Genomic DNA, 26,622 nt, shown 5'->3' on the forward strand with positions numbered 1-26,622 from the left:
TAATTAATCAGGTTATTATTTTTTTCTTCTTTCGATTATATACTTAGAAGAGTGTTTTTTAGGCGCTCTTGTCTTAAGACCCTTAGCATACAATCCCTTACGTGAACGTGGGTGACCTCCTGATGAACGTCCTTCACCACCACCCATAGGGTGATCGACAGGGTTCATTACTACCCCACGGTTGTGAGGGCGGCGGCCCAACCAGCGCGAACGACCGGCTTTACCTGATTTTTCGAGGGCATGGTCTGAGTTACCTACGCTACCGATAGTGGCTTTGCAGGAAAGGAGGATCTTGCGTGTTTCTCCGGAAGGCATTTTGATGATTGCATAGCTTCCTTCGCGAGAAGTCAACTGTGCGAATCCACCTGCCGAACGAACCATCTTAGCTCCCTGACCAGGACGAAGTTCGATGTTGTGAATTACTGTACCGATAGGAATATTTGCCAGTGGCAAAGCGTTTCCTACTTCAGGAGCTGCATCGGCTCCCGACATCACTGTTTGGCCAACTTGCAGGCCTTGTGGAGCAACAATGTATGTTTTTGCTCCGTCTGCATAATACAATAGGGCGATACGAGCCGAACGGTTCGGATCGTATTCTATTGATTTTACAGTGGCCGGAACTCCGTCTTTTGTTCTCTTGAAGTCTATGAGCCTGTATTTTCTCTTATGACCGCCACCGAGATAACGCATTGTCATCTTACCAGTATTGTTACGGCCACCAGACGCTTTTTTACCGACTACAAGGGATTTTTCTGGTACACTTGCAGTGATTTCTTCGAATGTACCAATAATTTTGTGTCTCTGCCCCGGAGTTGTGGGCTTTAATTTACGTACTGCCATTTTATTATTTAGATATTACTAAAAAAGTCTATACTGTCACCTTCTTTGAGGGTGATTATCGCTTTCTTGAATGCAGAAGTTTTGCCGCTGATAACACCTGATTTGGTGTAACGGCTTTTTTTCTTTCCGGCATAGTTTATCGTGTTTACCGACTCTACTTTTACGCCGTAAAGTTCTTCTACTGCTTTCTTTATCTCAGCCTTGTTTGCACTTGGAGCAACACGGAAACCGTAACGGTTCGGAAATTTTTCCGAGATTGCGGTTTGCTTTTCTGTTAAGATTGGTTTTATCAAAATTCCCATAGTATGTCCTCCTTATGCTTTTAAAAGGTTATCGATAACAGCTACCGACGACTCAGCCAATACCAGACTTGTGCAGTTTAGTATTGTATAAGTATTTAGGTCAGAAGCCCTTACCACTTTCACTCTTTGTAAATTTCGAGCCGACAAATATACATTTTTATTTTGGTCTGGCAAAACAAGAAGTATCTTTTTATCAGCTACTTGCAGATTATTAGCCAATGCAACGAAGTCTTTAGTCTTAGGAGCTTCAAAATTGAAGTCTTCAACTACAAGTATCTGGTTGTCTTTAGCTTTTGTAGAAAGAGCAGACTTGCGGGCAAGTTGTTTTACTTTCTTGTTCAGTTTGAAGCTGTAGTCTCTAGGTTTAGGACCGAATACGCGTGCACCACCTACCAATACAGGAGAGTTGATGTCACCACGGCGAGCGCCTCCGCTACCTTTTTGGCGGATAAGCTTGCGGGTACTTCCCGACATTTCGCTTCTTTCTTTCGATTTGTGCGTACCTTGGCGTTGGTTTGCAAGATATTGCTTTACGTCTAACCACAGAACATGCTCGTTTGGCTCTATTCCATAAATAGCATCGTTCAATGCTACTTTTTTACCGGTATCTTTACCGTTTATATCTAATACGCTCAGTTCCATTATCTTTCTATTCTAACGATTGAACCCTTACTTCCCGGAATTGATCCTTTTAATAACAAAAGATTGTGTTCCGGAATTATTTTAATAATCACGAGGTTTTGAACTGTAACTTGCTTGTTACCCATTTGACCCCCCATACGTGTTCCTTTGAATACTTTCGCTGGATACGAACAGGCACCGATAGAACCCGGAGCACGAAGACGGTTGTGTTGTCCGAGGGTAGCTTCACCTACTCCACGGAAGTTGTGACGCTTAACTACTCCTTGGAAACCTTTACCTTTAGATATTCCGGTTACATCTACATAAGGATCGTCTAATGAGAACATTCCGTCCACAGTTATAACGTCTTTCAAATTGTATGTCTCTTCGAACTTGAACTCGGCCAAGTATCTTTGTGGGGCTACTCCTGCTTTCTTGAAGTGTCCTTGCAATGGTTTTGTAGTATGCTTTTCTTTCTTTTCTACAAATCCAATCTGAACGGCTTCGTAACCGTCTGTTTCAACGGTTTTCACTTGAGTAACAACACAAGGACCTACTTCGATAACAGTGCATGGAATGTTTTTTCCCTCGGCACTGAATACGGATGTCATTCCGATTTTCTTTCCTAATAATCCTGGCATTTCTCTAAATTATTTATTTAAACTAATATAAAATTTCATCAAACTTTGATTTCTACTTCAACTCCACTTGGTATTTCAAGTTTCATCAGAGCTTCTACAGTTTTAGGTGACGTGCTGTAGATGTCGATCAATCTCTTGTATGAAGATAGTTCGAATTGCTCGCGCGATTTCTTGTTAACGAAAGTAGAACGGTTTACAGTAAAGATACGTTTGTGTGTTGGCAACGGAATTGGACCGCTTACTACTGCGCCTGTAGCTTTTACTGTCTTAACGATTTTTTCGGCTGATTTGTCAACCAATGCATAATCGTACGATTTGAGTTTAATTCTGATTTTTTGACTCATTGTCTGTTTTTAATTTATAATAATAATCATTTCTAAAGCTGTGGTTAAGAGTCATTCACTAACCACAGCTTATATTTAGTTTTATTTTATGAGGTCTACTCGTCCTTTCACTTCTGTCAACACTTGGCGTGCGATAGATGGCGACACCATTTCGTAGTGAGAGAATGTCATTGCCGACGTTGCTCTACCCGAAGTGATTGTACGCAGCGATGTAACGTAACCGAACATTTCTGCCAAAGGCACTTTCGCCTTCACGATACGTGCACCCGAACGGCTCGATTCCATTCCTTCTACTTGTCCGCGACGCTTGTTCAAGTCGGAGATTACATCACCCATGCTTTCTTCAGGAGTAACAACTTCCAGTTTCATGATAGGCTCTTGCAATGCCGGACCTGCTTTTTCAGAAGCATTTTTGAATGCAAACTTAGCTGCAAGTTCGAAAGACAGTTGGTCAGAGTCTACTGTGTGGTACGAACCATCTACAAGAACTACTTTCAGTTTGTCTAGGGCATAACCTGCAAGCACACCATTTTTCATAGCAGCAAGGAAACCTTTTTGAACTGAAGGGATAAATTCTTTAGGTACGTTACCTCCTTTTATTTCGTCAATGAATTGCAATTCGCCTTCGAAATCTTCGTCAGCAGGACCAACTTTAACGATAATATCGGCAAACTTACCGCGACCTCCCGATTGTTTCTTATAAACTTCGCGAAGCTCAACTGTTTGAGTAATCGTTTCTTTATAAGACACTTGTGGGCGTCCTTGGTTACATTCAACTTTAAATTCACGTTTCAGACGGTCGATAATGATCTCAAGATGAAGCTCACCCATACCTTCGATAATGGTTTGACCCGAATCTTCGTCGGTATGTACGCGGAATGTAGGGTCTTCCTCAGCCAATTTACCAAGACCTGTAGCCAGTTTGTCTACGTCTTTTTGAGTGATTGGCTCGATAGCGATACCGATAACCGGATCTGGGAAGTCCATAGACTCAAGCGCGATAGGATGGTTTTCGTCGCACAGTGTGTCTCCTGTACGGATATCTTTGAAACCTACTCCTGCACCTATATCGCCACAACCGATAACTTCTTTCGGGTTTTGCTTGTTTGAGTGCATTTGGAACAAGCGTGAGATACGCTCTTTCTTGTCCGAACGGCTGTTATATACATACGATCCGGCAGCCAACTCTCCCGAGTAAACGCGGAAGAAACATAGACGGCCTACATATGGGTCGGTAGCAATTTTAAATGCTAATGCACACATAGGCTCATCCGGGCTTGGATGACGTACTACTGTGTTGCCTGTGCGTGGGTCTGTACCTTCGATAGCCAATGTGTCTATCGGGCTAGGCAAGAATTTACATACTGCATCCAGCAATGGTTGCACACCTTTATTTTTGAAAGATGAACCGCAAAGCATAGGGTTGATTTTTTGCTCAAGTGTTCCTATGCGGATAGCAGCAAGAAGCTCGTCTTCTGTAATAGTAGAAGGGTCGTCGAAGAATTTCTCCATCAATGTTTCGTCTGCCTCGGCAGCCATTTCTACCAATTTATCTCTCCACTCTTGAGCTTCGGCAAGATATTCGGCAGGGATTTCTTCGATGCTGTAGTCGGCGCCCATTGTTTCATCGTGCCAATACATCGCCTTCATTGTGATCAGGTCGACGATACCTTTGAAGTTTTCTTCAGCACCGATAGGTATTTGTATAGGACAAGGGTTACCGTTCAGCATATCTTTGATCTGACGAACAACTTCGAAGAAGTCGGCACCCGAACGGTCCATTTTGTTCACGTAGCACATACGTGGCACGTTGTACTTATCGGCCTGGCGCCATACTGTTTCCGATTGAGGTTCTACCCCGCTCACCGCGTCGTAAGCTGCGATAGCACCATCGAGGATACGAAGCGAACGTTCTACCTCTACTGTAAAGTCAACGTGTCCGGGAGTATCTATCAAGTTGATTTTAAACACTTCGTTGTTGTACTTCCAGCTAGCTGTAGTAGCGGCAGATGTGATGGTAATACCACGCTCTTGCTCTTGCTCCATCCAGTCCATAGTGGCTGCACCATCGTGCACCTCCCCGATTTTGTGGGTAAGGCCGGTGTAGAACAAGATACGTTCCGATGTGGTCGTTTTACCGGCATCGATGTGCGCCATGATGCCTATATTTCTTGTATTTCTTAAGTTTTCTACTATTTTTGCCATTGATTTAGCCCTCTATATTAAAATCTGAAATGTGCAAAAGCGCGGTTGGCTTCTGCCATTTTGTGCATATCTTCTTTTCTCTTGTATGCTCCTCCTTGGTTGTTGAACGCATCGGTGATTTCTGCGGCCAATTTATCAGCCATAGTTTTTCCACCTCTCTTGCGGGCATAAAGGATAAGATTTTTCATTGATACCGACTCTTTTCTGTCGGGACGGATTTCGGTAGGAACCTGAAATGTTGCACCACCTACACGGCGAGACTTCACTTCTACTTGTGGAGTTACGTTGTCCAACGCTGACTTCCATATTTCCAAAGGAGATTTTTCTTCGTTCGGTAGTTTTTTCTTCACACCCTCGAGTGCAGTGTAGAATATATCGAATGCTGTAGATTTTTTACCATCGTACATCAAGTGGTTAACAAACTTTGTAACCTTTACATCACCGAAAACAGGATCCGGGAGGATCTGTCTTTTCTTTGGTTTTGCTTTTCTCATTTTTACTTTTAAATTTTGTTTTTGTTTTTGGCTGCCATTGTTTTAGCGTCTTCAACAGTTCCGCCGAACCGTTTACTCAACCTGTATATAGCCTATCCAATAAACTTAAACCGTTTTAATACTTTAATTAAAAAACTCGGTTAGTGGACCTGCTCAGGATTATTTTTTCTTAGCTCCTGCTGCTGCAGCTCCCGGTTTAGGACGTTTTGCTCCGTATTTCGAACGGCGTTGAGTGCGTCCGTTAACACCGGCAGTATCTAATGTACCGCGTACGATGTGGTAACGTACACCCGGAAGGTCTTTCACACGGCCGCCACGAACAAGCACAATAGAGTGTTCCTGCAAGTTGTGCCCTTCTCCGGGTATATATGCATTCACCTCTTTTGAGTTTGTCAAGCGTACACGCGCTACCTTACGCATCGCCGAGTTTGGTTTTTTAGGAGTAGTAGTGTACACGCGGATACATACGCCACGACGTTGCGGGCAAGCATCAAGAGCACGTGATTTACTCTTTTCAACCAAAACAGTGCGTCCTTTTCTTACTAGTTGTTGAATTGTAGGCATCTTGTTTTAATCTTTAGAACTTTTAATTCAATTTTTTGTTATTAATTTTAATTAACTCCCACAATACATTAAAAAGAAGCTATTTCAATGGCAATCAAATACTTGCCACCGAAATAAGCCCTTTTACATGCATTATTCGGGTTGCAAATGTAGAGATTATCAACCAATTACACAAATTATTACCTGCTTTTTTGAAAGTTTTTCCGTAGAAGATGATGTTTTGTGCGTTATTGAGCAATAAAATGACGAGGAAACCGCAGAGCACACTGGCTTAAACCGCAATTATGTGATACTTTAATCTTCCAATTGCTATTATTTATCTATTTTTGACACTGAATAAGAAACCGACACAAGATGAACTGGAAAGACTACCTCTATTTTCAAAGGGGTGACAAAACCGCCATTATCTTACTGCTGATACTCATCCTATTGGCCGGTATATTATATGCAGTATCATATCCAAAACAGACCAGGACGCAACCGGAAAATATATCGGACAACAATCGCTTCGAAGCTTTTATTGCCAATATGAAGTATACAGAAGATACGGAAACGCAAGCAAAACAGGACAGGCACAAAAACAGCCCGCCCCTTTATCAGCAAAAACTAAAGGCTGGGGAAACCATAGAGCTAAACAGTGCCGATACTACCGCGCTGAAAAAGATACCAAAAATAGGGCGCGGATTTGCCAACCGCATAGTAAAATACAGGGAACTTCTTGGCGGCTTCAACCATATAGAACAGCTGAAAGAAGTATGGGGAATGGACGACTATCTGTTCGACGACATTAAGCCATATATGACACTAACCGCCAAAAGCAGGAAAATAAAGATAAACTCCGCCTCTTTCAGAGAGCTTGCCAAACATCCGTACATCAACTACAAGCAGGCGCAGGCAATAACTGACATAAGGGAAAGGAAAGGTGCTATCGGCTCGATTGGCAGACTGGAGCTACTCGACGAGTTTAGCGAAAAAGATATAAAAAGACTATCACCTTATCTCTCTTTCGACTAAGGTAGCCTCTAAATGTAATAATCCGCCAGATCGACCAGTCCGGCGCGCACGGCATATCTTGTGGCTTCGTGTACATTGTTGACCTCCAACTTACGGAAAATATTCTTGCGATGGGTGGTGATGGTGTGGAAACTGAGGTTGCGGTTCGATGCTATTTCCCTTGTGGTATGCCCCGATGCTATCTCTTTCAGTATCTCTTTTTCGGTAGCAGTCAGTATATCGCTACTTGCCGCCGGCGTATGTTTTTGCACTTGCAACAACTGGTTGGCTACACGCGCACAGATAAACCGTTCGCCGCGAAGCATAAGACTCAGGGCAGCATTTATCTCATCCGCATCGCACATTTTCAATACGATACTAAAAGCCTCGCTGCTAAAGGTGAGCTTGCTGACAAAATCGTTGCTTAGCTCTTCGGAAAACAGAAGCCAGCGTGCTGACGGAAAACGGGAGCTGACATTGAGCAGATCATCTGCCCCGGCAAAATCAGCCAATGAATAATCGAGAATTACAGATGCCTGCGGATACTCTGCCAGCATTTTCAACAATGCCGCCTTAGATTCGACCACCTGCGCAGGCATATATTTCTTCTGGCTGTTCAGTAGCGTCTCGATGCCTATGCGGGTTATATCCTGAGCATCGAATACTATAACGTCTTTCATTCGGCAGGTTCCTTATTAAAGAACTTGGAGAAAAACATCAGTTGGTAATCTACTGCATTGTTCCAGTATTTGTGTGTATGTCCGCCGGGACGTACAATATAATCGTGGGTGATATTCCTGCGCAGCATATCATGATGCAAGTCTTCGTTTACTTTATAGAAGAAATCGTCTTTGCCGCAGTCTATAATAATTTCGAGCGTGTTGGGTTCTATCTTGTGCAATTGGGTAGCTACTGTATATTGCTTCCATACTTCGGGGTTGGCTTTATACGAACCCAGCCATTTTCTCATTTCCCAGTTGTTGGGGAAGGGGCGTATATCCACGCCGCCGCTCATAGAGCCGCAAGCACCAAAAACATCGGGATGATTTATACCGAGCCACAAGCCGCCGTGACCGCCCATACTGAACCCGGTAACCGCCCTGCCTTTTGGCGAGGCGATGGTATTGTAATTTTCGTCAACAAAACCAATCAGTTCTTTGCTGACATAGGTTTCGAATTGCATTCCAGGGTTTACGGGGCTGTCCCAGTACCAACTGTTTTGCCCGTCGGGACATACTATTATCACATCCCATTTCGAGGCATCCTGTGGTAGGCTCTTTTTGGTATGGTCTACCCATGTGCTGTGTTTGCCGCCATATCCATGAAGGAGATATACTACCGGGTATCTTTTGTCGTTGGCTTTGTCGTACCCTTCGGGCAAAATGACGACATTCTTCAATGCCTTATTCATTTTTTGGCTGAAAACCTCAACCGTGTCAACTTTCTGGGCTTGTAGGGAAATGAGGCACGATGCTATGAGGAAGAATAATGTACAGACTTGTTTTTTCATGCAAATTATGGTTTTAGCTGTTTTATTTCTGAGTTACAATATTATGATTGCGAAGTTAACATTATTTCTTATAAAATACGTTTTTGAGAAAAGGGATGCATCAACTACGTTTCAGCAGATAGTAGAAAGTGCAGTCGATAAAGAAAACAGCAAAAACCATTAAAGTGTTTCAACGAACATAAGGGCAAATGACAATTTAGTGTCTTTGGATGTGCGGGAGAGGGATGTTTTTTTTAAATTTGCCAAGACCAAACTATAACCGGAATGAAAAAGCTACTGATAATATTACTGATTCTCCCTACATTGATCAGCTGCTCGGGCGACGATGATTTCAACCCCGTGGAAGGAAGCTGGGAATCTGCAAGGAACGGAAGACGAATATGCCATATTGACGATATACAAGGAAAAGCATATTGGAGGGAGCGATACTGAATACAGAAAGATTCGTTAAAGGCTAAGAGCCTGCTTAAATTTTAGCGAGATTCTACTTGTCGGCAATTTTTTCTTGTCCATTTTAGCGGTTTTTTTGTATCTTCCGTGATTTGCTCACCCCGATAGTTGAGCCCAAGAACCCCTCCAAACTCCCCTTATTTTACAGGAATTTGAAGGGATTCATATAATAAAGTTTCGACTTTGCTGTGCGTCTTCACATAAGACCAGAGAGGGCAACCCTATCACAATTCACTCCCCCGGCACATTATAAAGGGCATCCCCATTTTTCTGTTAATTCAAAGTCAGCCTCAGCTTTATTCCCAGCGCAACAGGCACTACCTTGTCTGTTATCTGTTTTCCTTTGCCACCTTCGTGCACATATTTGTCGTAGTGAGAAGATTCCAACGCACTGTTCGATGTAAAGTAATACCTGTCGGGCTGTATTTCCTGCGTTACAAGCGGATTGCCATGTCCGTTTTTCATCACATCGTTCAATCCATAGTCGCAATATAGCCCGGTATAAAGCCCCAATCCATTTGGCAACTGCCATTTAATCCCCGTTTCGGCACTAAGCATAAACGCAATTTTGAGGTCGAGGTCTTCTTTTACATCCCTGTCGTAGAATATGCCGAATCCGGCAAATTTCTGACTGTCGGCCCAGTTCTCTTTTTCGGTGTACCAGCCTTTGTTTTCGTAGCGCCCGCCTTTGGTCTTATATTTTGCGACAATGGGGATACCTACTTTCATACCGGCAGAGATATAAAACCGGTTGCCATCGAAAACCTCCGTCTGAAAATGCCCCATTATGGGAATGTTGGCAAGAAGTGCATGTTGCCTCTCCGCAAGGTCGCTTACGGCAGAATAATAATCATACACCTCACCTTCCGAATCGCGTAGCCCGGGAGCATAACTCAGGGCTTCCAGATTGTCGGTCTTTGCATTGAGACAGGCAATTTCCACTCCCGACTGCACAGCCCAGTTATTGTTGAAGAAGTATTTGTAGCCAAAACCGATATCGCCGCCAAAGCCATAGTTGTGATTGCCTGCCGATGTATCGTACTTAAAGGAAGACACGCCCCCTCCCAGCGATATGGAGTATTCATGATGCGGTTTGTCCTGAGCCATTACCGACATACAAGCCAACAGCCCCGACACGAATAAGTATATATATTTCTTTATCATATTGTTAAGTTATATTTTTAAAACCAGTACACCAACACGCCAGTGTACTGGTTGGCTAATCTATTTTACTATCACTTTCAGGTCTTTGACAAAGCCTCCCTTGCCTGCAAATTTGACAATATATGTGCCGCTCGATGCAGGAAGCCTAATCTCGGTTACACGCCCTGTAACTTTCGCCGATGACACCCTCACCCCGTTTAGGTTGAATGTTTCGATAGACGCACCTTCGAGCATCTCGTCTTCAATATCGGCATCGAGATAAACCGCTTCTCCATAGGCAGCCGGATTGGGAAATACCTTTACCGACAAACTCTTCAGATCCGGTTTTCTGGCACAAGTGCGTATCCTGCCAATAGTAGTACTCATTTCGAGATGGTATTCCGATTCGCTTTCCAGCAGATCGACTTTGCTTGCCCCGGCCGAATATGTGGCGGCTGTCGCTCCTTTCATCGCACTGCCGTTTTTGTACCATTGGTAACCGGTAGGCGTAAAGCCGTCTTCGCGCACTTTCTTAAGGTTTATCATCAGTGTATTGTTCCACTTCACCGAGATAATATCATCGAATGCATAGCGGCGTTCTATATTCAGTGCATAATCCTGATACGAACCATCTTCGGCGGTTATCCTGAATGCAATGGTTTTGAGAGTGGCTGTGGTTATCGTTTCGCTATAAGTTTTGCCTATATCTACTGTTGCAGTAGGGTCGGTTGGTTCTATCATAAGCGACAATATGTCGTCGCATCCCATATCGTACCGGTTGTCGAGGTTCCATTCTTCGCCATTAACCAATATCCTGTGCAAAGACGCATCGCTATTGAGTACGCGGCGGACAACATTTACAGTATAAGTTTGCTGCGTAGCACCATCCTGAGCGGTAACTACAATCTCAAACTTATTGTTGCCCAACTGGAGGTTCTCTTTCAGCCCATCGCCTGTAAGTGTCGCATTATCGTGCTTCACCTCGGCGGTCAGCGTAATAGCCGTCACGTCATTTTCCACATTTACCGTATAGTCGTACGTAAGCGGAGAAAACGAAGGCGTAAGTGTACCCACAGACACTTCCAATGATTTGAGTGATGCATCGGCACTTGCCGTACGCACTACTTTCACCTTGTAAGTCTTTGTAGTGAATCCGTCTTTTGCAGTAACCACTACATTGAATACATTATCGCCTGTAGCCAGGTTGTCTTTTGTGCCTGTACCTTCTACCGAGGCTTTAGTGTTTGTTGTCGTCCCGTTGATTTCGAGCGATGTAATGGTTTCGCCCACCGTAACTGTATATTCTTCTGTCTGCGGATCGAATGCAGGGCTAAGCGTACCTTGCGAAACGGTAAGGCTTGCCAGTGTGGCATCGTTATCGTCGACTACCAATTTGCCATAGACCGTAAATTCGTGGATGCGGGCTACATTATGCTGCACTTCGCCCCTGTCGATAGCCAGCCTTACTTTTGTAGTAGTAAATGGCGTAACGGCACGGAAAGTCTTATTAGCATCGAAATTGCCTAATGCCGCCTGAGTGTTGTTCGTTACCACATCGACATCTATCCACGATTCGGTAGCGGCATCGTAGCGTTGCAGCCTAAACTCGGATGTGATGTTGCCTTCGTTTTCGAGACCGGCATGTAGAACGCTCCACTGGCTGATTTCCACAGCATCGTCGAAGTTGTATTGCAGCCACTTGTTAGGAGAACTGTTGTCGCACCATTTCGACCAGGGATTGTTGTCGGCTGCAAACCGAGGCCCTTCGTTATTGTTGGTTTGTCCCGAAGCATCGAACGAATCGGGAGATAAAGCTTCCCCTACTGGATTCGACTCGAGCGATTCTATTGTTTCGAACTTAGGAAGGGCAGCTATAGTGCTTACAGGAATGGCATCGTCATTTGCATTATCTGATACTGTGACGGCAAATATCATAACATCGTCATTCTTCGGCAGAATAAGCTTTTGTGCATTTGCGTCTATCTCTATCGCATATTTATAGATATACATAAAGTGATAAGCATTGTTCTTATTGTCTTTTATGTTGTGGCGATGGGTGGCTGCAAAGGCAACATTACTGCTTACATATTCCTGTGTAGCATAAGCACTACCCCATTGTCCGGCAAATCCAGCATAATAGTCTACTTTCATTTCCTTGCCGATACCATCTACACCGAAGCTTACTTTCGATCCTTTCGGGTTCTTGCTTGCCGCAAGTATATATATCTTCCTGTTTGCCGCATTTTGCGGGATGTCTATCTCCTGTCCGTTACAGCTCATGGCATTGTTGCTGCCATCGGTACGGCCGCCAATCGAGAATTTGATACCGTCAGCTTCTATTTCATCTGCCAACAGTTCGGCAGGATAAAGATACGGAGCATCGCCAAACTGTCCGTCGGTCTTTGCTGCATCGCTGCTCATTACATCCATATCGTATGCCAGTGCCACTTTGGTAGAAGCAGGCGCATCGATCGTGGTGGTTGCAGTAGCCAGTTGTACAGAGAAAGTCTTCGGCTGATATTTCGTAATATCGAAGGTCAGTTTATTGCCTGAGAACGAAACTGCACCTACATTTTCTTCTATACCATTCACTTCGCTTGCCGAAACGATATTGGCAGGGAACTGTATTTCTACATTGCTGTGAGACTCACCTGTCAGTTCGTAAACGCGGACAATCATATTATCACCCGACTCTGCCTTTTTCAACGCTTTCACCGCCACTTTGTCGGTATTCAGGCTTACAAAGCCATACGATTTACCTAATGCTCCCGTGTGTTTCGGAGCCTGGTGTGCAGTCAACGGCTGGTTTAGTTTTGCGGCTTCCCACTGGGTAGTTTCATCCCATTTGCCCATATGGCGGAAGAAAGAATAGGTAAACTTATTCAAGCCTAAATCCTGATTCTTGTGATATGCGTAGTCGTTCCCGTCTTTCTTCGGAGTATGGATCAATGTCAGGCGAAGCTTATTGTCGGTCGCCTTGTCCCATCCATATTTCGAGTCGTTGAGGATAGATACTCCATACGAATCATCGTTGTGAGTAACGTCTGCCCACTGGTGCCCTACCACTTCGTAGAGTTTATCGCCGGGTTTACGGGTCTTGCGCTCTATTGTACCTATCGAGAGGTCGAACGTTGCTTTTTCATTAGTCGCATTCAGGTCGAACTCTGCTTTGAGGAATGTCTCTGTTGTTTTCCAGTCTATTTCATTTACAAAGTCTATCCTGTCTTTCGATCCGTGAGACGTCATCTGGATGTATTGGACAAACTCGGAAGGAGTGAATGTAGATGGCACATCGTTGTCCCTGTCTTTGCTAGCCGAACGGGTAATTTTCAGGCTGGCTCTCAATGGCCCGTTTTCGGCGATGGAAACGGTAGCATTTTCGCCTACATAGCCATAAGGCGCTCTTTCGATGTCGCCACGGCTTATTTCCCATGCAAGCCAGTAGCCCGGCTTATCGAGCGACATCGACTGGCGGATAGGAGATTTCAGCAGTTCCTTACCTCCTTGTTTCTTGTCGAGGATAGATGATACATCGCCATTAGCATCTACAGTCACCTTGTATTCATCGTTTTCTATCGTATTGGTAGTGATAGCGAGGTTGGTAGATACAGATGCGGAAGCGTTATCCTCCAGCCGGAGGTCGTATGTTGCATAGCCCAACGATGGCATTTTGGCGAGGAAGATAAGGGACAGTTGGCCGTCTTTATATCCGTTTTTCTGTGCAGCTACCACACTGCCGTCGGGCGCATATACGCTGATAAAAGAAGGTTCGGTTTCGAGAGGGATGCTTACTTCTACTACATCTTCGCGCTCTACCGACAGAGGGTTGGATACAACGATAGGTATGCCCGTCACTTGGGTATCCATCTGCCTGGCTACTGCACCAATAGCATTGCTGAATATGCCCGACAGATTCTTTTGGGCAAGTATATGGTCGTTGTAAGTAAAATTGTATGCCTGAGGGATGGATGTTCCCGGCAGGTCGTCGTGAAACTGATGCCAAAGAACATTTGTCCACGAATTGCGTATCGGTTCCGACTGATATGGCAAGCCTCCCAGCCAGTGTGCCAAAACGGACGATTTCTCGGTGGCATCGGCCAAAAGTTCATTCCTGCGGTTCCAGTATTTCAGTATGGTTTGCGAAGTATAACAGCCTACGCCGTGGGTTTCCATCGGCAATTCGTTGTCCCACACATGGAGGGAGCTTTTCTCGGCAGGCGTTATACTGTTGAAAAACTCTGTCGGTGTCGCCAGTTTTACTTTCACAGGGCCATCGTTGGCGGCACTTTGGGTAAGCCAACCGGCAGTTTCGTCAGCTACAGCACCACCACGGTCGCCCACATTACCTATATAGCGGAACGAAGAAGCTACACCGTAGTTCGACTTGTTCGAGTTGATTTCTGATAGTATATCACTGTCGTATGCAATGTTTTTACGGTATTTAGATTCGGTATCGTAAGCGCCCGGTTTGTAAACGGCAAATATCTCCGAGCCGTCTACCCCGCGCCATACGCCGAAGTTAGGCAGGCTCTTGAGGTCGTATGCCGAACCCCAGCCCAACTTGGCACTATGGAATCCTGTTACGCCGCAATGGCTGGCCAATGTAGGCAGCGAGTATGGAAAGCCGAAGCAGTCGGGTAGCATAATATCGCTTCCTCCTTTTATTCCAAACTCTTTCTTATAATATTCCTGCCCGTAAAGGAAGTTGCGGATTATAGACTCTGCCGACGGAACCATTACATCGTTGGCATCGACAGAACCACCGCTGATATTCCACTGGCCGGAGGCGATATAACCTTTCAGCTTGTCATACAATTCGGGATAGTATTCTTTTGCAAACTTATACTTGATGGCTCCTTCGAAGTTGAACTTGTAACCGGGGTATTTCTCGAATAATTCGAAGTTTTTCTCCAATGTATTTTTCACATACTGGTCTATCGAAGTCTCCACAGTCCAGTTCCATTGTGTATCGAGATGCGAGTTGGGTATCATATATACTGTACCCGCCTGAGGGATAGGGCTATTTATATCATAAGCAGATATAGCAAAGATGCTTAGGTATTTATTGTTGTCAATCTGAAACTCTACCGATACTATATTCTTCGTATTATCGGTAGGGATCAGCTTTTCGTATAATGAAAAGTTAGCCCTGTCGTCGTAGCTGCTATTAGTCCTGATACGCTTAAGCCCGTGTATGGCTGTACCCGAACTGTTGCCGCTGTACCAGTCGCGGTATTCCTCTTCTCCTGCATCGTGGGAAGTACCGTCGTCATAATGTACTTTTATCTTGACTTTTGAATTGGCTTCGGTAGCAGTACCCAATACCCAGATACCACCCGTTTTTATCGGCGTAACTAGTGTGAGAGAACCGGTAAGTGAACCGTCGGGGCTTAATTTTAATACATTATTCGATGTGAATGCAGCCAATTGATAAGCTACTCCGCCATTGGAAGTAAAACTCCGGGAAAGCCCACCATCGTTTCTCCACTCTTTCGAATAGTAGGTATATCCATTGCTGGGCTTATCCAGAAAACCCGACTGCGAGGGGTCTTCGCCTGCATGGACTATTGCATCGGTGTTGTACCCTGCCAGTTCCAAAGGTATATAAGTTTGAGCAATACCCGGCTGGCAGGCGGCGATGAGGAGAAATACAAGTATTCCTTTCGCCCACCGCAACGGTATCACTCCAAAGAATAGGGATAGTTTGTCTTTTTTCATAAATAAAGGTTTATAGAGTTTTTAGATAACCAGAACTTAAGGTTCGCTACAAAGGAATAAACTAGTTTCGCAACCTCCAAAAACTGACAGGATACATATCAATAAATGGCATGATGGTAAACTATTTTGTCAGATATATTTACTGCATACAGGCTTTTCATCTAGGGACTTTAACTATCGAATAAAGAAGATTGCATATCGTTGTTAACAATAATATATATATCTTTGTTATACCATTACTACTGCTCCATTTACCAAAATTGATTTATATGGTACACACTGATTAAAGAACTGAATGATTGAACAAGTAATAATTTTAGAGCATATCGACCCCCTTGTATTTTTCGGGGTCAACAATGCAAACATACAGTTACTGAAGACTCTTTTTCCAAAACTGCGCATCGTTGCGCGGGGTAATGCAATAAAAGCCATAGGAAACGCCGAAGACGTACCTCTGTTCGAAGAGAAGGTAAGGGAACTGGAGAAATTCTCTACCGAACGCAATAAGCTTACCGAGGACGACATCGTAGACATTGTAAAAGGCAAATCGCCCAATGTGGTAAAACAAGACAACCTCATCATTTACGGTATCAACGGCAAACCCATCTTTGCACGCACACCAAACCAACAGAAGCTTGCAGATAGTTTCTACGAAAACGATATGGTATTCGGCATAGGCCCTGCCGGTTCGGGCAAGACATATACGGCCATCGCCCTAGCTGTAAAAGCCCTGAAAAACAAGGAGGTGAAGAAGATCATCCTTAGCCGCCCTGCCGTAGAAGCCGGCGAAAAACTGGGTTTCCTGCCGGGAGATATGAAGGATAAGATAGACCCTTACCTGCAACCTCTCTACGATGCGCTGGAAGATATGATCCCTCCGGCGAAACTGAAAGACTATATCGAAAACAAGGTGATACAGATTGCGCCGCTTGCCTTTATGCGCGGGCGTACGCTGAGCGATGCCGTGATTATACTCGACGAAGCGCAGAATACGACTACGCACCAGATAAAGATGTTTCTCACCCGTCTGGGCATGAATGCCAAGATGATAATAACAGGCGACATCACGCAGATAGACCTGCCGCCGTCGCAACTGTCGGGTTTGAAGCATGCCTTGCGGATACTCAAAGGAGTGAAAGGTATCGGCCACATCGAATTCGACAAAGCCGACATTGTCCGTCACAAGCTTGTGCAACGCATAGTAGAGGCTTACGAGAAAGAAGAGAAACGCGAAAAGCGTATAGAAAAGAAAACCAATAAGGCAGACTAGAGCAAAGGAAGGTGGCTCATTAGTAATAAAGGACACCTTTATTGTATTTATATAGAGAAGTGTTCAAAAAGTGATTAGATGCGAAGCCGCTCATTTTTAGGCAGAAGGGAGCATACTAAAGTATGTGACCGATGGCTAAAAAATGAAGCAATGAAGCAGATGGTTACTTTTGGGACACTTCCTTTTTATACGTCAGTTGACCCTGCTTATATCCTTTCCATCGAAGAAGTTGACAATATTCTTCGCCACTTCCTCCTCCATATCCAGACGTGCCGCATAAGTCTTCGTTCCGGCATGAGGCGATAAGACTACATTATCCAATCCTATCAGATCGGAAGGTATCTTCGGTTCTTTTTCATATACATCGAGCCCCGCACCATATATTTCGCCACTCTTCAACGCTGCGGCTAATGCTGCCGAGTCGACCAACTGCCCACGCGCCGTATTGATGAGGATAGCCGACGGCTTCATCTTTTTCAGCTCCGCTTCGCCTATCAGGTGATAAGTATCGGCGGTTGCCGGGGCATTCAGCGACAAGATATCCGACTCCCTGAGCAATGTATCGAAGCTTACATAGCCGGCACCGTACCTTTCGGCCACCTCGTCGGGCAATGGCTTACGATTGTGGTAGATTATCTTCATGCCCGACGCTACAGCCCTGCGGGCAATAGCCTGCCCGATGCGCCCCATACCATAAATGCCGAGTGTCTGCCCATAGATGGGCAATGCGAGGTCGCCGTACAAGCTCCAGTCGAGCTTTTCGCCGTTGTGCAACCTGTGATTGTACCAAGCCACTTTGCGGGCAGTGGCAAGCATGAGGGCAAAAGCAAGTTCGGCAGTAGGTTCCAGTACCGATTGCGGCGTATTGGTCACAACGATACCTTTGGCAGTCGCATACTCCACGTCGATATTGTTGTACCCTACCCCAAAATTGGCTATCAGCTTCAGGTTTTTGCCGGCATCTATTATTTCGGCACCGGTCTGGAAAGAAAAATTGGGCACAAGCACATCGGCATCGGCAATCCTGTCCAATATCTCAGCTTTCCTGAACAGGTCGTTTTCGGGATAGATTACATCAAACTTCCCTTCAAGGCTTTCGAAACCTTTGCGGGCGAAATTATGCCCCATTAATATCTTTTTCATAATTATATTGTCTATTGTTTCATTTGTCAGTCTCTTCTGTCATTCAGATGTTGCGAACGATTTGCTTTTCTTTCGAAATAGATGCTTCGTTCCATTCAGCATAACAGCGTCTCAAGAAAGTAACAAAAGTAACTCTTTTATTGTTTTTCCCATTGTCACTTTTTCCATTCCCTCGTCGTGGCCTTGCGGCTCTCTCTCTTTTTGGAGAGAGCGGGGAGTGAGGTGGTAAAAAGTAACACTTGTAACACATTTCTCCCCTATTTTTATTGCTACCTTTTCTTTAGATACAAGTAGACAAGATACGAGACACAAGTTCTTATTTTATCAAAAAACCAACTCGTTAACTCGTCTACTGGTATCTTGTATCTCTCCAAAAAGTAACACTTGTACACAGTACATGACAAAAAAATGATATTCTTTCGAAAGCCTGTAGGGGCGTAATATCTTACGCCCGACACAATCGACGGGCGAATGATAATTCGCCCCTACAATACTAATATTACAATAATTTTAATTTTTGTCATGTATTATGCACTTGTAACACATTTTCGTTACTTTTCCCTTGTTACTTTTTCCTTTGGGGGCTAGAGGAATGTAGAGTTCCCTATATAGATAAAGATATTACAAAATATTTGCTAATATCAATCAGTTATGCGTGAGCTTTGTGTAAAACTTTGTCTCCTTTGTGGTTAAACCTTATTTTTTTTACCACAAAGAAAAAGCACAAAGAACACGGGGTTTTACTCCATATATTTTGGTAAACACTTGATTGCATACTGTTCTTTATATCGAACTCACGTTATTCAATATAATGTCTAAGAGTCTGTTTAAATTTTATAGCAAATCTTTTTTATAGCTGTTTTTAATGTGGAAAATACGCTAAAAAGAGCATAAAAAAGTTGCTAAGAACTATACTAAAGAACCTATAAGAAATATTTTCGCTAAAATTTAAACAGGCTCTAATATTCTTTAAAAATATTATTTATCAAACGGGTATCAAATACAAGTATTTATATATCTTTTATTGTAAAGGAAAGATAAAAGCCTGTATTTTCGATATGGTTTACCAAAATAGAATAACAAAAAGCCACTTACCGAAGCTTTCAGGCTGGTTTCTGCACAAGCAATTTTATTTAAAAAACCGAAAGAAAAAACATACCTTTGCCACCTGATTGTAATACATAAATAACTCATTTCCCATACCAGATGAAAACAGATATAGAAATAGCACGCGAAACACGTTTAGACAACATATCTGAAATAGCTGCAAAAGCCGGCATAGACCGCGAAAACCTCCACCAGTACGGAAAACATATAGCCAAAGTTCCTGTGGAACTGATAGACGAAAACAAGGTGGCAAAAAACAACCTGATACTCGTCACAGCCATCACACCTACAAAGGCGGGAATAGGTAAGACCACCACTTCGATAGGGCTGGCTCTCGGACTTTCGAAAATAGGGAAAAAGACAATAGTAGCATTGCGCGAACCTTCGCTCGGCCCATGCTTCGGTATGAAAGGCGGTGCTGCCGGAGGAGGATATGCACAAGTGTTGCCGATGGAAGATATAAACCTGCACTTTACGGGCGACTTCCATGCTGTTACATCGGCACACAATATGATAACCGCCCTCCTCGACAATTTCCTGTACAGGCATCGCGGAACGGATAAATACCTGAAAGAAGTGGTATGGAAACGGGTGCTGGATGTAAACGACCGCAGCCTGCGCTATATCGTTACAGGGCTCAACGGTTCGGCAAACGGCATACCGGCCGAAAGCGGTTTCGAGATTACTCCCGCTTCGGAAATTATGGCGATACTGTGTCTGGCCAAGGATATGGACGACCTGAAAAGGCGCATCGGCAACATCATACTGGGATATAACATGAACAACGAGCCTTTCACAGTGAAAGACCTCGGAGTGGCAGGTGCAATAGCCATACTGATGAAAGATGCCATCAATCCCAATCTGGTGCAGACTACCGAAAATACACCTGCAATAATTCATGGCGGCCCGTTTGCAAATATAGCGCACGGCTGCAACTCTATAATAGCTACCAAGATGGCAATGTCGCATGCCGACTATGTAATCACAGAAGCGGGTTTCGGGGCAGACCTCGGGGCAGAGAAGTTTTTCAACATCAAGTGCCGCAAAGCGGGTATCTCGCCTAAGCTGACAGTGATAGTTGCTACTACACAAGCATTGAAGATGCATGGTAATGTGCCGCTCGAAGACATCAAAAAGAAAAATATAGAAGGGTTGAAAGCCGGTTTTGCCAACCTCGACAAGCATATAGAAAATATGAAGTCGTTTGGGCAAAGCGTTATTGTCGCCCTCAACCGTTATGGTTTCGACACCGACGATGAGATTGCACTTATCAAAGCGCATTGCGAGCAACAAGGCGTAGCCTTCGCCGAAAACGAATCGTTTGCTAAAGGTGGCGACGGTGCAATAGAATTGGCAGAAAGCGTAGTGAAGCTTATAAACGAAAAGCCATCTCCCGCATTACAATTTACTTACGAAAACGAAGACCAGACAGAAACCAAAATAGAGAAAATTGCCAAACGTATCTACGGAGCAAAAGATATTGTGTTAAGCGCAAAAGCCAAAAAGAAGCTTTCGCAAATAAAGCAGCAAAATGTGGGTGTATACCCCGTTTGCATTGCGAAGACGCAATATTCCTTCTCCGACAACGCCCATGTGTACGGTGTGGCGAAAGATTTCACGCTGACTATCAACGATATCGTATTGAATAACGGAGCAGAGTTTATTGTAGCTATTGCAGGCGATATAATGCGCATGCCAGGGCTTCCGGCAGTGCCTCAGGCCAATCATATGGATATAGTTGATGGAATTATCGAAGGATTGAGTTAACTTTGCAAACATATAGTTTGTAAGGAATTGAAAAAACTAATCTTATCCATATTATTATTTATCCTATCTGCCTCTGCATCCAAAGCGGCAGAAAGCGGTACTATATACACCCGTCAGGATTCTATTATCTACGAAGGGTATATAAGCAAATTCGCTTCGAAACAGGATGTGCCGCTCAATCAACTCTTGACAGAAACAGCAAAGTATTTCCTCAACAAGCCTTATGTTGCCGCCACGCTCGAAGTCTCCGGCGACGAGAAGCTGGTGATCAACCTAAGGGAGTTTGACTGCACTAGTTTTGTTGAAAATTGTATTGCCCTGTCGCAAGCCATAAAGTCTGGCGACCGGTCTTTTTCCAACTATTGCCGCCTGCTTACCCGGATACGCTATCGCGACGGCATTATCCATAGCTATGCTTCGCGCCTGCACTACAGCACCGAATGGGTGATGCAGAATAGAGACAGGGATATCTGGGAAAATATAGCGATGCAGTTGGGAGGCGGCAAAGTGAAGAAAACGATAGACTTTATGTCTACTCATCCCGCCTCATACAAACACTTAAAAAACAATCCGGCAAATATATCCCAGATAAAAGATATAGAGCAAAAGATAAACGATGCCGATGCTTATGTACTTGTAGAAAAAAGCGGCATATCGCGCATCGCAAATAAAATAAAAGACGGCGATATTATCCTGTTCGCCACATCGGTGCCAGGGCTCGACTACTCGCATATGGGCATCGCACATTGGCAAAACGGCAGGCTACACTTTATACACGCTTCGAGCAAGCATAAGGCTGTGATTGCAGAACCGCGCACATTGGCTAAGTATTGCAACGATTCGAAGTCGTGTACAGGCATAACCGTTTTAAGGATGAAGGAACAATGAAACTCAAAGGCATTTTATCCGATCTGGGTGGCTGGTCGCAACTGTTGTTCATGTTCTTCCTGTTTTTTTCGGGATATATACTTGCCATGTTGCTCGTACTTACCTTTGTAGATATACATTCGATAAAAGAGTCGCTGTACGACCTCAGGCTGTCGATGGCAATACAATCGTGCTGCCTGTTCCTTCTTCCGGCGATAGCCTTTGCATATTTGTGCAGTGCCGATGCCAACCAGTATTTTGGGATAAAGCAAAGGATAAGCTTGCCCATCCTCCTGTTCTCCATCTCCCTTATCATTGTAATACAACCCCTTATCATTTCACTTTCTTATTACAATAGCCAGCTTGCATTACCCGAATGGCTATCGTCGGCCGAAGAATGGATGAGGCAGTCTGAAAATAGGGCAAAGGAGTCGCAAAGTTTCCTTTTAGCTGACAAGTCGGCTTTCGGCTTATCTTTCAACCTACTGATAATGGCTGTGTTTGCAGGAGTAATGGAGGAGTTCTTTTTCAGGGGATGTGTACAGCAAATTATTGGCAAATTGACGAAAAACATCCATCTTACAGTATGGATAGCCGCCATTATATTCAGCATTGCACACTTTCAGTTCTACGGATTCATCCCTCGCGTAATATTGGGGGCTATGCTTGGATATTTGTTTGTATGGTCGCGCACCATATGGCTGCCTGTTGCTATACATATACTTCACAATGGGATGAGTATTATTGCAGATTATTTTGCAGGTACAGATACAGTAAGCAACTCAGCCAACTTTAGCGTGATTACCATTTTCAGCCTGATCTTTTCCGTAGGGCTTATGTACCTGATATCCCGGAGCAGCGTAAAAGAGAATCTTACTTAAATATGCCCCTCTCGCTCAAAGCCCGCTGATATTTCCTTGCATTAGCCATGTGCTCTGCCAATGTTTTCCCAAAATCGTGGTAACCCGAAAAGTCCGATTTGGCGCACATATACAGGTAATCGTGCTTCGCATAATTCAATACGGCATCTATCCCTTTTATCGAAGGGATGCGAATAGGCCCCGGAGGTAGCCCGGCATTGCGGTAAGTATTGTAAGGAGAGTCTGTCTCAAGATGCTTGTTCAATATCCTGCGCAGGCTGAAATCGCCCACGGCATATTTCACAGTAGGGTCGGCTTGCAGCAGTTGCCCGCGATTCAGGCGATTCATATAAAGCCCCGCTACTTTAGGGTATTCGTCCGAATAGGTACATTCTTCTTCTACTATGGATGCTAATATAGAGGCTTCGATAGGCGTCAATCCTATTTCCGCCGCCTTTTTCTGTCTGTCGTCGTTCCAGAACCTTGTGTATTCTCTCTTCATCTTTTCCAGAAAGTTGTCTACACTTGTATCCCAATAAAACTCGTAAGTATTGGGTATAAACATGGCAACGATGGTGCGGGTATCGAATCCCAGCTCTTCACATTGCGATTTGTCGTCGAGCGCCGACAGCAATTCGTCTTCCGTCAGCATAAGCTGGCTGCTGATCCGCTTGGCAAAATCTTCTTTGGTACGTATATTGTTAAACTTGATCTTTGCAGGCGATTGGTTTCCGTTGCGCAGGTTTTGCACAAGTTCTTTTACGGTCATATCTTTGGTAACGGCATAGCGGCCCGTACGCATATTGTCGGGATAGTCGAAGAAAGAAGTCAGCCATTCGAAATTGCGTATACTCTCTACTTTGGCGCTGTCTTTCACCTGTGCCAGCAGGCGTTCGTAGTCTTTGTTCTTATCCACATATATATATACTGTCTTATCTATGTCGAAGCCGGAGGAAAAGATACTGTAAACATATACTGCACCGCCAATGGCGACAATCGCAAAAGCAAGGATAATATACAAAATCGTTTTTTTCATAAAGGGCTTGTGTTATTATTTCATAAGTAGGGAACTGTCTCCATAGCTCAGGAAACGGTAGCCGTTATCCAGAGCATGGCTGTACACATTTTTCCACGTATCGCCACCCAAAAAGGCGGAGATAAGCAGCAGTAAGGTGCTTTGCGGCTGGTGAAAGTTGGTAACGATGCCGTCTACCACCTTAAACCGGTAACCGGGTGCTATAATTATCTGTGTATCTGCAATAAGTGTACCGAGATTGTTCCGGCTGAGATAGTCGAGTATATTCTGCAAGGCCTTCTTTACAGGCAGGCAGTTGTTGGCTTCGTCGTAAGGCATCCACTGCGCCACCTTCAAGTCTGCATCAGCATTATTTTCCAGCAATGCTCCCAGGTAATACAGGCTTTCGAGTGTGCGCACCGAAGTTGTACCCACTGCTATAATATTGCCTGTGCTGTTCAGCAGACTTTCTATTATATCACGTTTCACCGAGATAAATTCGGAATGCATCACATGGTCTTTTATCTGTTCCGACTTTACAGGACGAAAAGTGCCTGCGCCCACATGGAGCGTAATCTCCTCAATGCTTACCCCCTTATCTTTCAATGACGAAAACACTTCGGGCGTAAAATGCAACCCGGCGGTAGGGGCGGCTACCGAGCCTTCTATCTTCGAATATACTGTCTGGTAAGTCTCTTTATCCTGATCTTCGGTGTCGCGGTTTAGGTAGGGGGGAATAGGCAATTCGCCCATCACTTCGAGCAGATCGGAGAAGGCGAAATCACGGTTGTCCCATCTAAATTCTACGATATGCGCATCTCCGCCCCATTGCAGGCGGTTGGCTTCTACCGTAACCGTTTTGCCGCCAATATCCAGCACCCTTACCAATGCGCCTTCTTTCCATTTTTTCAGGTTGCCGACAAGGCAAACCCACGAGCACGACTGCGTTTGCTGGAAATTGAGCAGGTAGTCGTGCGGCGAGTGAGGTTCGAGGCAGAATATTTCGATCAGTGCGCCTGTCGTTTTCCTGAAATGCAGGCGTGCCTGTATCACCTTCGTATTGTTAAACACCATCGTACTACCCACAGGGATATAGGCAGGCAGGCTGGAAAATACAGAGTCGGTAATCGCTCCGCCTTTGAAGACCAGTAGCTTCGAACTGTCGCGCCTTGCCAACGGGTATTTTGCTATGCGCTCGTCGGGAAGCGGGTAGTTATAGCCTTCTATATGTATTTCTTTCGGGTTGGTAGTTTCCACTATTGATTATTTGCTGACAAAAATAAATAACTTTGACGAATAATCAATATTAAATTGACCAGCAGCCAGGGCAAACGTATGAAATTTGTTTGGCCTCAATTCATTCGCCCCTACAGTAGCCAAAACTGTAATGTCATTTTTCATGCGTTTGCCCCGAACTTTAACGCTATATTATCCTTATTTCTCAGCCGGACTATGTACCTTTGCGCCCATTATGCAATACGACCTGTTCACAGATTACCAATATAAATTCTTCAGTCTAGGCAGCGGTAGCAGTGGCAACTGTTATTACCTGGGAACCCGCGATTATGGTATATTGATAGATGCCGGCATAGGCATCCGCAATGTGCAAAAGGCCCTGCGCGAATACGGGGTGTCGTTCGACAAGATAATGGCTGTACTTATCACCCACGACCATGCCGACCATATAAAGACTGTAGGCTGCTTCGGCGACAAGTACAATATTCCGGTATATGCTACTCAAAGCGTACACGAGGGTATCTTGCGCAACAAGGCAGTACAGGCCTCATTGTTGCAGTCGCGCCGGGTGATAGAGAAGGAAGTTCCTTTTTCTATCCGCGATTTTTCTATCACTGCATTCGATGTGCCGCACGACAGTATCGGCAATGTCGGTTACCATATCCGGCTTGGGCATCATACTTTTGTCTTGATTACCGATATCGGCTGCATTACCGACAAGGTGAAGTCTTACGCATCGCAAGCCAATCATCTGGTAATAGAGGCCAACTACGATGAGTATATGCTACAGGCAGGCAGGTATCCTTATTATTTGAAAGAACGCATCAAGAATGGCATGGGGCATCTTAGCAACAAGCTGTCGGCCGAATTTATTGCCGATATCTACCACGAAAAGATGCAGAATATCTGGCTTTGCCACCTCAGCCAAGACAATAACCATCCCGATCTGGCTTTTAAGACCGTAGAGCAGGCTTTGATAGGTAAGGGTGTTTCGGTCGGTAAATCCGTCAGGCTGGAAACGCTGAGCCGCCATAAGGTGTCGGGGTTGAGGGAGTTTTGAGAAAGTAACGAGGATCAGTTTTTTAGGATTGTTTTTTGAGATAGTTTTCTCTTCCTGCCATTTTTACATTTTTTATGCAGCATTGTCGTTTTTCGATGATCTAATGAAAAGAATAACCATATTAGCAAAAATTGGTATGATAATTGTTAATATTATTGTATCCCGAGGTATAAGTATGAAGTCGTCTCAACTTTTTATTTGACCGCAGGGTAAGAAGAGTTGTACCGGGTTTTATTAATAATAATCTAAAAAATACATTTGTTCATACTTTATACACCGAGGCATAATCACCTGTAAAACAGAGAGTCTTGTCATACCCAATAGGGCTTAGCGCGACTCTGGTGTTGAAAGGCAAAACAAGTTCTATGAACTATTATAAAAAAATAGACACAGATGTGTTAGTTTTTTTTAGAACAATTTTATATTTTTAAACGTTTAAGAAAATAAAGCACATTTATATGCGTTTTATAAT

22 protein-coding genes are annotated in these 26,622 nt (G+C 44.3%); 7 read left to right on the plus strand and 15 right to left on the minus strand.

Annotation, left to right across the window (positions count from 1 at the left end):
• Window positions 1–15: 15 nt before the first annotated feature.
• The 8 genes from rplB to rpsL form a co-directional block, all read right to left on the minus strand.
• The gene (gene rplB, locus D0T57_RS06655) at window positions 16–840 is read right to left on the minus strand and encodes a 50S ribosomal protein L2 (RefSeq protein ID WP_163272130.1); all 825 of its coding nucleotides are present in this window, start codon (window positions 838–840) and stop codon (window positions 16–18) included.
• 8 nt (window positions 841–848) lie between these two features.
• On the minus strand, window positions 849–1,142 hold the full coding sequence (rplW, locus tag D0T57_RS06660) for a 50S ribosomal protein L23 (protein ID WP_163272132.1): 294 nt from the start codon (window positions 1,140–1,142) through the stop codon (window positions 849–851).
• 12 nt (window positions 1,143–1,154) lie between these two features.
• Window positions 1,155–1,784, minus strand: a complete 630-nt coding sequence (gene rplD / locus D0T57_RS06665) for a 50S ribosomal protein L4 (RefSeq protein ID WP_163272134.1) — start codon at window positions 1,782–1,784, stop codon at window positions 1,155–1,157.
• Window positions 1,784–2,404, minus strand: a complete 621-nt coding sequence (gene rplC, locus D0T57_RS06670; protein ID WP_163272136.1) for a 50S ribosomal protein L3 — start codon at window positions 2,402–2,404, stop codon at window positions 1,784–1,786. The genes rplD and rplC overlap by 1 nt, the downstream gene beginning before the upstream one ends.
• 38 nt (window positions 2,405–2,442) lie before the next feature.
• On the minus strand, window positions 2,443–2,748 hold the full coding sequence (gene rpsJ, locus D0T57_RS06675; protein WP_163272138.1) for a 30S ribosomal protein S10: 306 nt from the start codon (window positions 2,746–2,748) through the stop codon (window positions 2,443–2,445).
• A gap of 81 nt (window positions 2,749–2,829) precedes the next feature.
• Window positions 2,830–4,953, minus strand: a complete 2,124-nt coding sequence (fusA, locus tag D0T57_RS06680; RefSeq protein ID WP_163272139.1) for an elongation factor G — start codon at window positions 4,951–4,953, stop codon at window positions 2,830–2,832.
• A 17-nt stretch (window positions 4,954–4,970) separates the two neighbouring features.
• Complete coding sequence (rpsG, locus tag D0T57_RS06685; protein WP_163272141.1) at window positions 4,971–5,447, minus strand: 30S ribosomal protein S7; 477 nt, start codon at window positions 5,445–5,447, stop codon at window positions 4,971–4,973.
• A gap of 159 nt (window positions 5,448–5,606) precedes the next feature.
• Window positions 5,607–6,011 carry a 30S ribosomal protein S12 gene (gene rpsL, locus D0T57_RS06690; protein WP_163272143.1) on the minus strand — a complete coding sequence of 135 codons (405 nt, stop codon included), beginning with the start codon at window positions 6,009–6,011 and terminating at the stop codon, window positions 5,607–5,609.
• Window positions 6,012–6,365: 354 nt separating this feature from the next.
• Here rpsL and D0T57_RS06695 point away from each other — a divergent pair, with 354 nt between their 5' ends.
• A complete protein-coding gene (locus D0T57_RS06695) occupies window positions 6,366–7,025 on the plus strand; it encodes a helix-hairpin-helix domain-containing protein (protein ID WP_163272145.1) in 660 nt (219 codons plus the stop codon).
• Between the two features lie 8 nt (window positions 7,026–7,033).
• Here the strand turns inward: D0T57_RS06695 and D0T57_RS06700 are convergent, their stop codons facing one another.
• Window positions 7,034–7,684 (minus strand): response regulator transcription factor, encoded by a 651-nt coding sequence (locus D0T57_RS06700; protein ID WP_163272147.1) that lies wholly within the window; start codon window positions 7,682–7,684, stop codon window positions 7,034–7,036.
• Window positions 7,681–8,514, minus strand: a complete 834-nt coding sequence (locus D0T57_RS06705) for an alpha/beta hydrolase family protein (protein WP_163272149.1) — start codon at window positions 8,512–8,514, stop codon at window positions 7,681–7,683. Before D0T57_RS06705 ends, D0T57_RS06700 begins: the two co-directional genes overlap by 4 nt.
• A gap of 264 nt (window positions 8,515–8,778) precedes the next feature.
• Here D0T57_RS06705 and D0T57_RS06710 point away from each other — a divergent pair, with 264 nt between their 5' ends.
• Window positions 8,779–8,946, plus strand: a complete 168-nt coding sequence (locus D0T57_RS06710; RefSeq protein ID WP_163272151.1) for a hypothetical protein — start codon at window positions 8,779–8,781, stop codon at window positions 8,944–8,946.
• A 291-nt stretch (window positions 8,947–9,237) separates the two neighbouring features.
• Here the strand turns inward: D0T57_RS06710 and D0T57_RS06715 are convergent, their stop codons facing one another.
• Window positions 9,238–10,128, minus strand: a complete 891-nt coding sequence (locus tag D0T57_RS06715; RefSeq protein WP_163272153.1) for an outer membrane beta-barrel protein — start codon at window positions 10,126–10,128, stop codon at window positions 9,238–9,240.
• A 60-nt stretch (window positions 10,129–10,188) separates the two neighbouring features.
• The gene (locus D0T57_RS06720) at window positions 10,189–15,825 is read right to left on the minus strand and encodes a glycoside hydrolase family 38 C-terminal domain-containing protein (protein ID WP_163272155.1); all 5,637 of its coding nucleotides are present in this window, start codon (window positions 15,823–15,825) and stop codon (window positions 10,189–10,191) included.
• Window positions 15,826–16,120: 295 nt separating this feature from the next.
• Between D0T57_RS06720 and D0T57_RS06725 the strand changes: the two genes are divergently transcribed.
• Window positions 16,121–17,095 carry a PhoH family protein gene (locus D0T57_RS06725; RefSeq protein WP_163272157.1) on the plus strand — a complete coding sequence of 325 codons (975 nt, stop codon included), beginning with the start codon at window positions 16,121–16,123 and terminating at the stop codon, window positions 17,093–17,095.
• Window positions 17,096–17,287: 192 nt separating this feature from the next.
• On the opposite strand, the gene D0T57_RS06730 is transcribed toward D0T57_RS06725, so the two are convergent.
• Window positions 17,288–18,238: an NAD(P)-dependent oxidoreductase gene (locus tag D0T57_RS06730; protein WP_163272159.1), complete on the minus strand. Its 951-nt coding sequence runs from the start codon at window positions 18,236–18,238 to the stop codon at window positions 17,288–17,290.
• 1,206 nt (window positions 18,239–19,444) lie between these two features.
• On the opposite strand from D0T57_RS06730, the gene D0T57_RS06735 reads away from it, so the two are divergent.
• From D0T57_RS06735 to D0T57_RS06745, 3 genes are read left to right on the plus strand one after another with little or no spacing between them, the layout of a single operon-like run.
• Window positions 19,445–21,112: a formate--tetrahydrofolate ligase gene (locus D0T57_RS06735; RefSeq protein WP_163272161.1), complete on the plus strand. Its 1,668-nt coding sequence runs from the start codon at window positions 19,445–19,447 to the stop codon at window positions 21,110–21,112.
• Window positions 21,113–21,139: 27 nt separating this feature from the next.
• A complete protein-coding gene (locus D0T57_RS06740) occupies window positions 21,140–22,000 on the plus strand; it encodes an N-acetylmuramoyl-L-alanine amidase-like domain-containing protein (RefSeq protein ID WP_163272163.1) in 861 nt (286 codons plus the stop codon).
• Window positions 21,997–22,860: a CPBP family intramembrane glutamic endopeptidase gene (locus D0T57_RS06745; RefSeq protein ID WP_163272165.1), complete on the plus strand. Its 864-nt coding sequence runs from the start codon at window positions 21,997–21,999 to the stop codon at window positions 22,858–22,860. The genes D0T57_RS06740 and D0T57_RS06745 overlap by 4 nt, the downstream gene beginning before the upstream one ends.
• On the opposite strand, the gene mltG is transcribed toward D0T57_RS06745, so the two are convergent.
• Window positions 22,853–23,875, minus strand: coding sequence for an endolytic transglycosylase MltG (gene mltG, locus D0T57_RS06750; protein WP_163272167.1), 1,023 nt, complete (start codon window positions 23,873–23,875; stop codon window positions 22,853–22,855). The genes D0T57_RS06745 and mltG overlap by 8 nt on opposite strands.
• Before the next feature lie 15 nt (window positions 23,876–23,890).
• On the minus strand, window positions 23,891–25,111 hold the full coding sequence (locus D0T57_RS06755) for an S-adenosylmethionine:tRNA ribosyltransferase-isomerase (protein WP_163272169.1): 1,221 nt from the start codon (window positions 25,109–25,111) through the stop codon (window positions 23,891–23,893).
• Between the two features lie 214 nt (window positions 25,112–25,325).
• On the opposite strand from D0T57_RS06755, the gene D0T57_RS06760 reads away from it, so the two are divergent.
• Window positions 25,326–26,150: an MBL fold metallo-hydrolase gene (locus tag D0T57_RS06760; protein ID WP_163272352.1), complete on the plus strand. Its 825-nt coding sequence runs from the start codon at window positions 25,326–25,328 to the stop codon at window positions 26,148–26,150.
• Window positions 26,151–26,622 lie beyond the last annotated feature (472 nt).

The organism is Dysgonomonas sp. 511, from assembly GCF_010501105.1.
GTDB lineage: Bacteria > Bacteroidota > Bacteroidia > Bacteroidales > Dysgonomonadaceae > Dysgonomonas.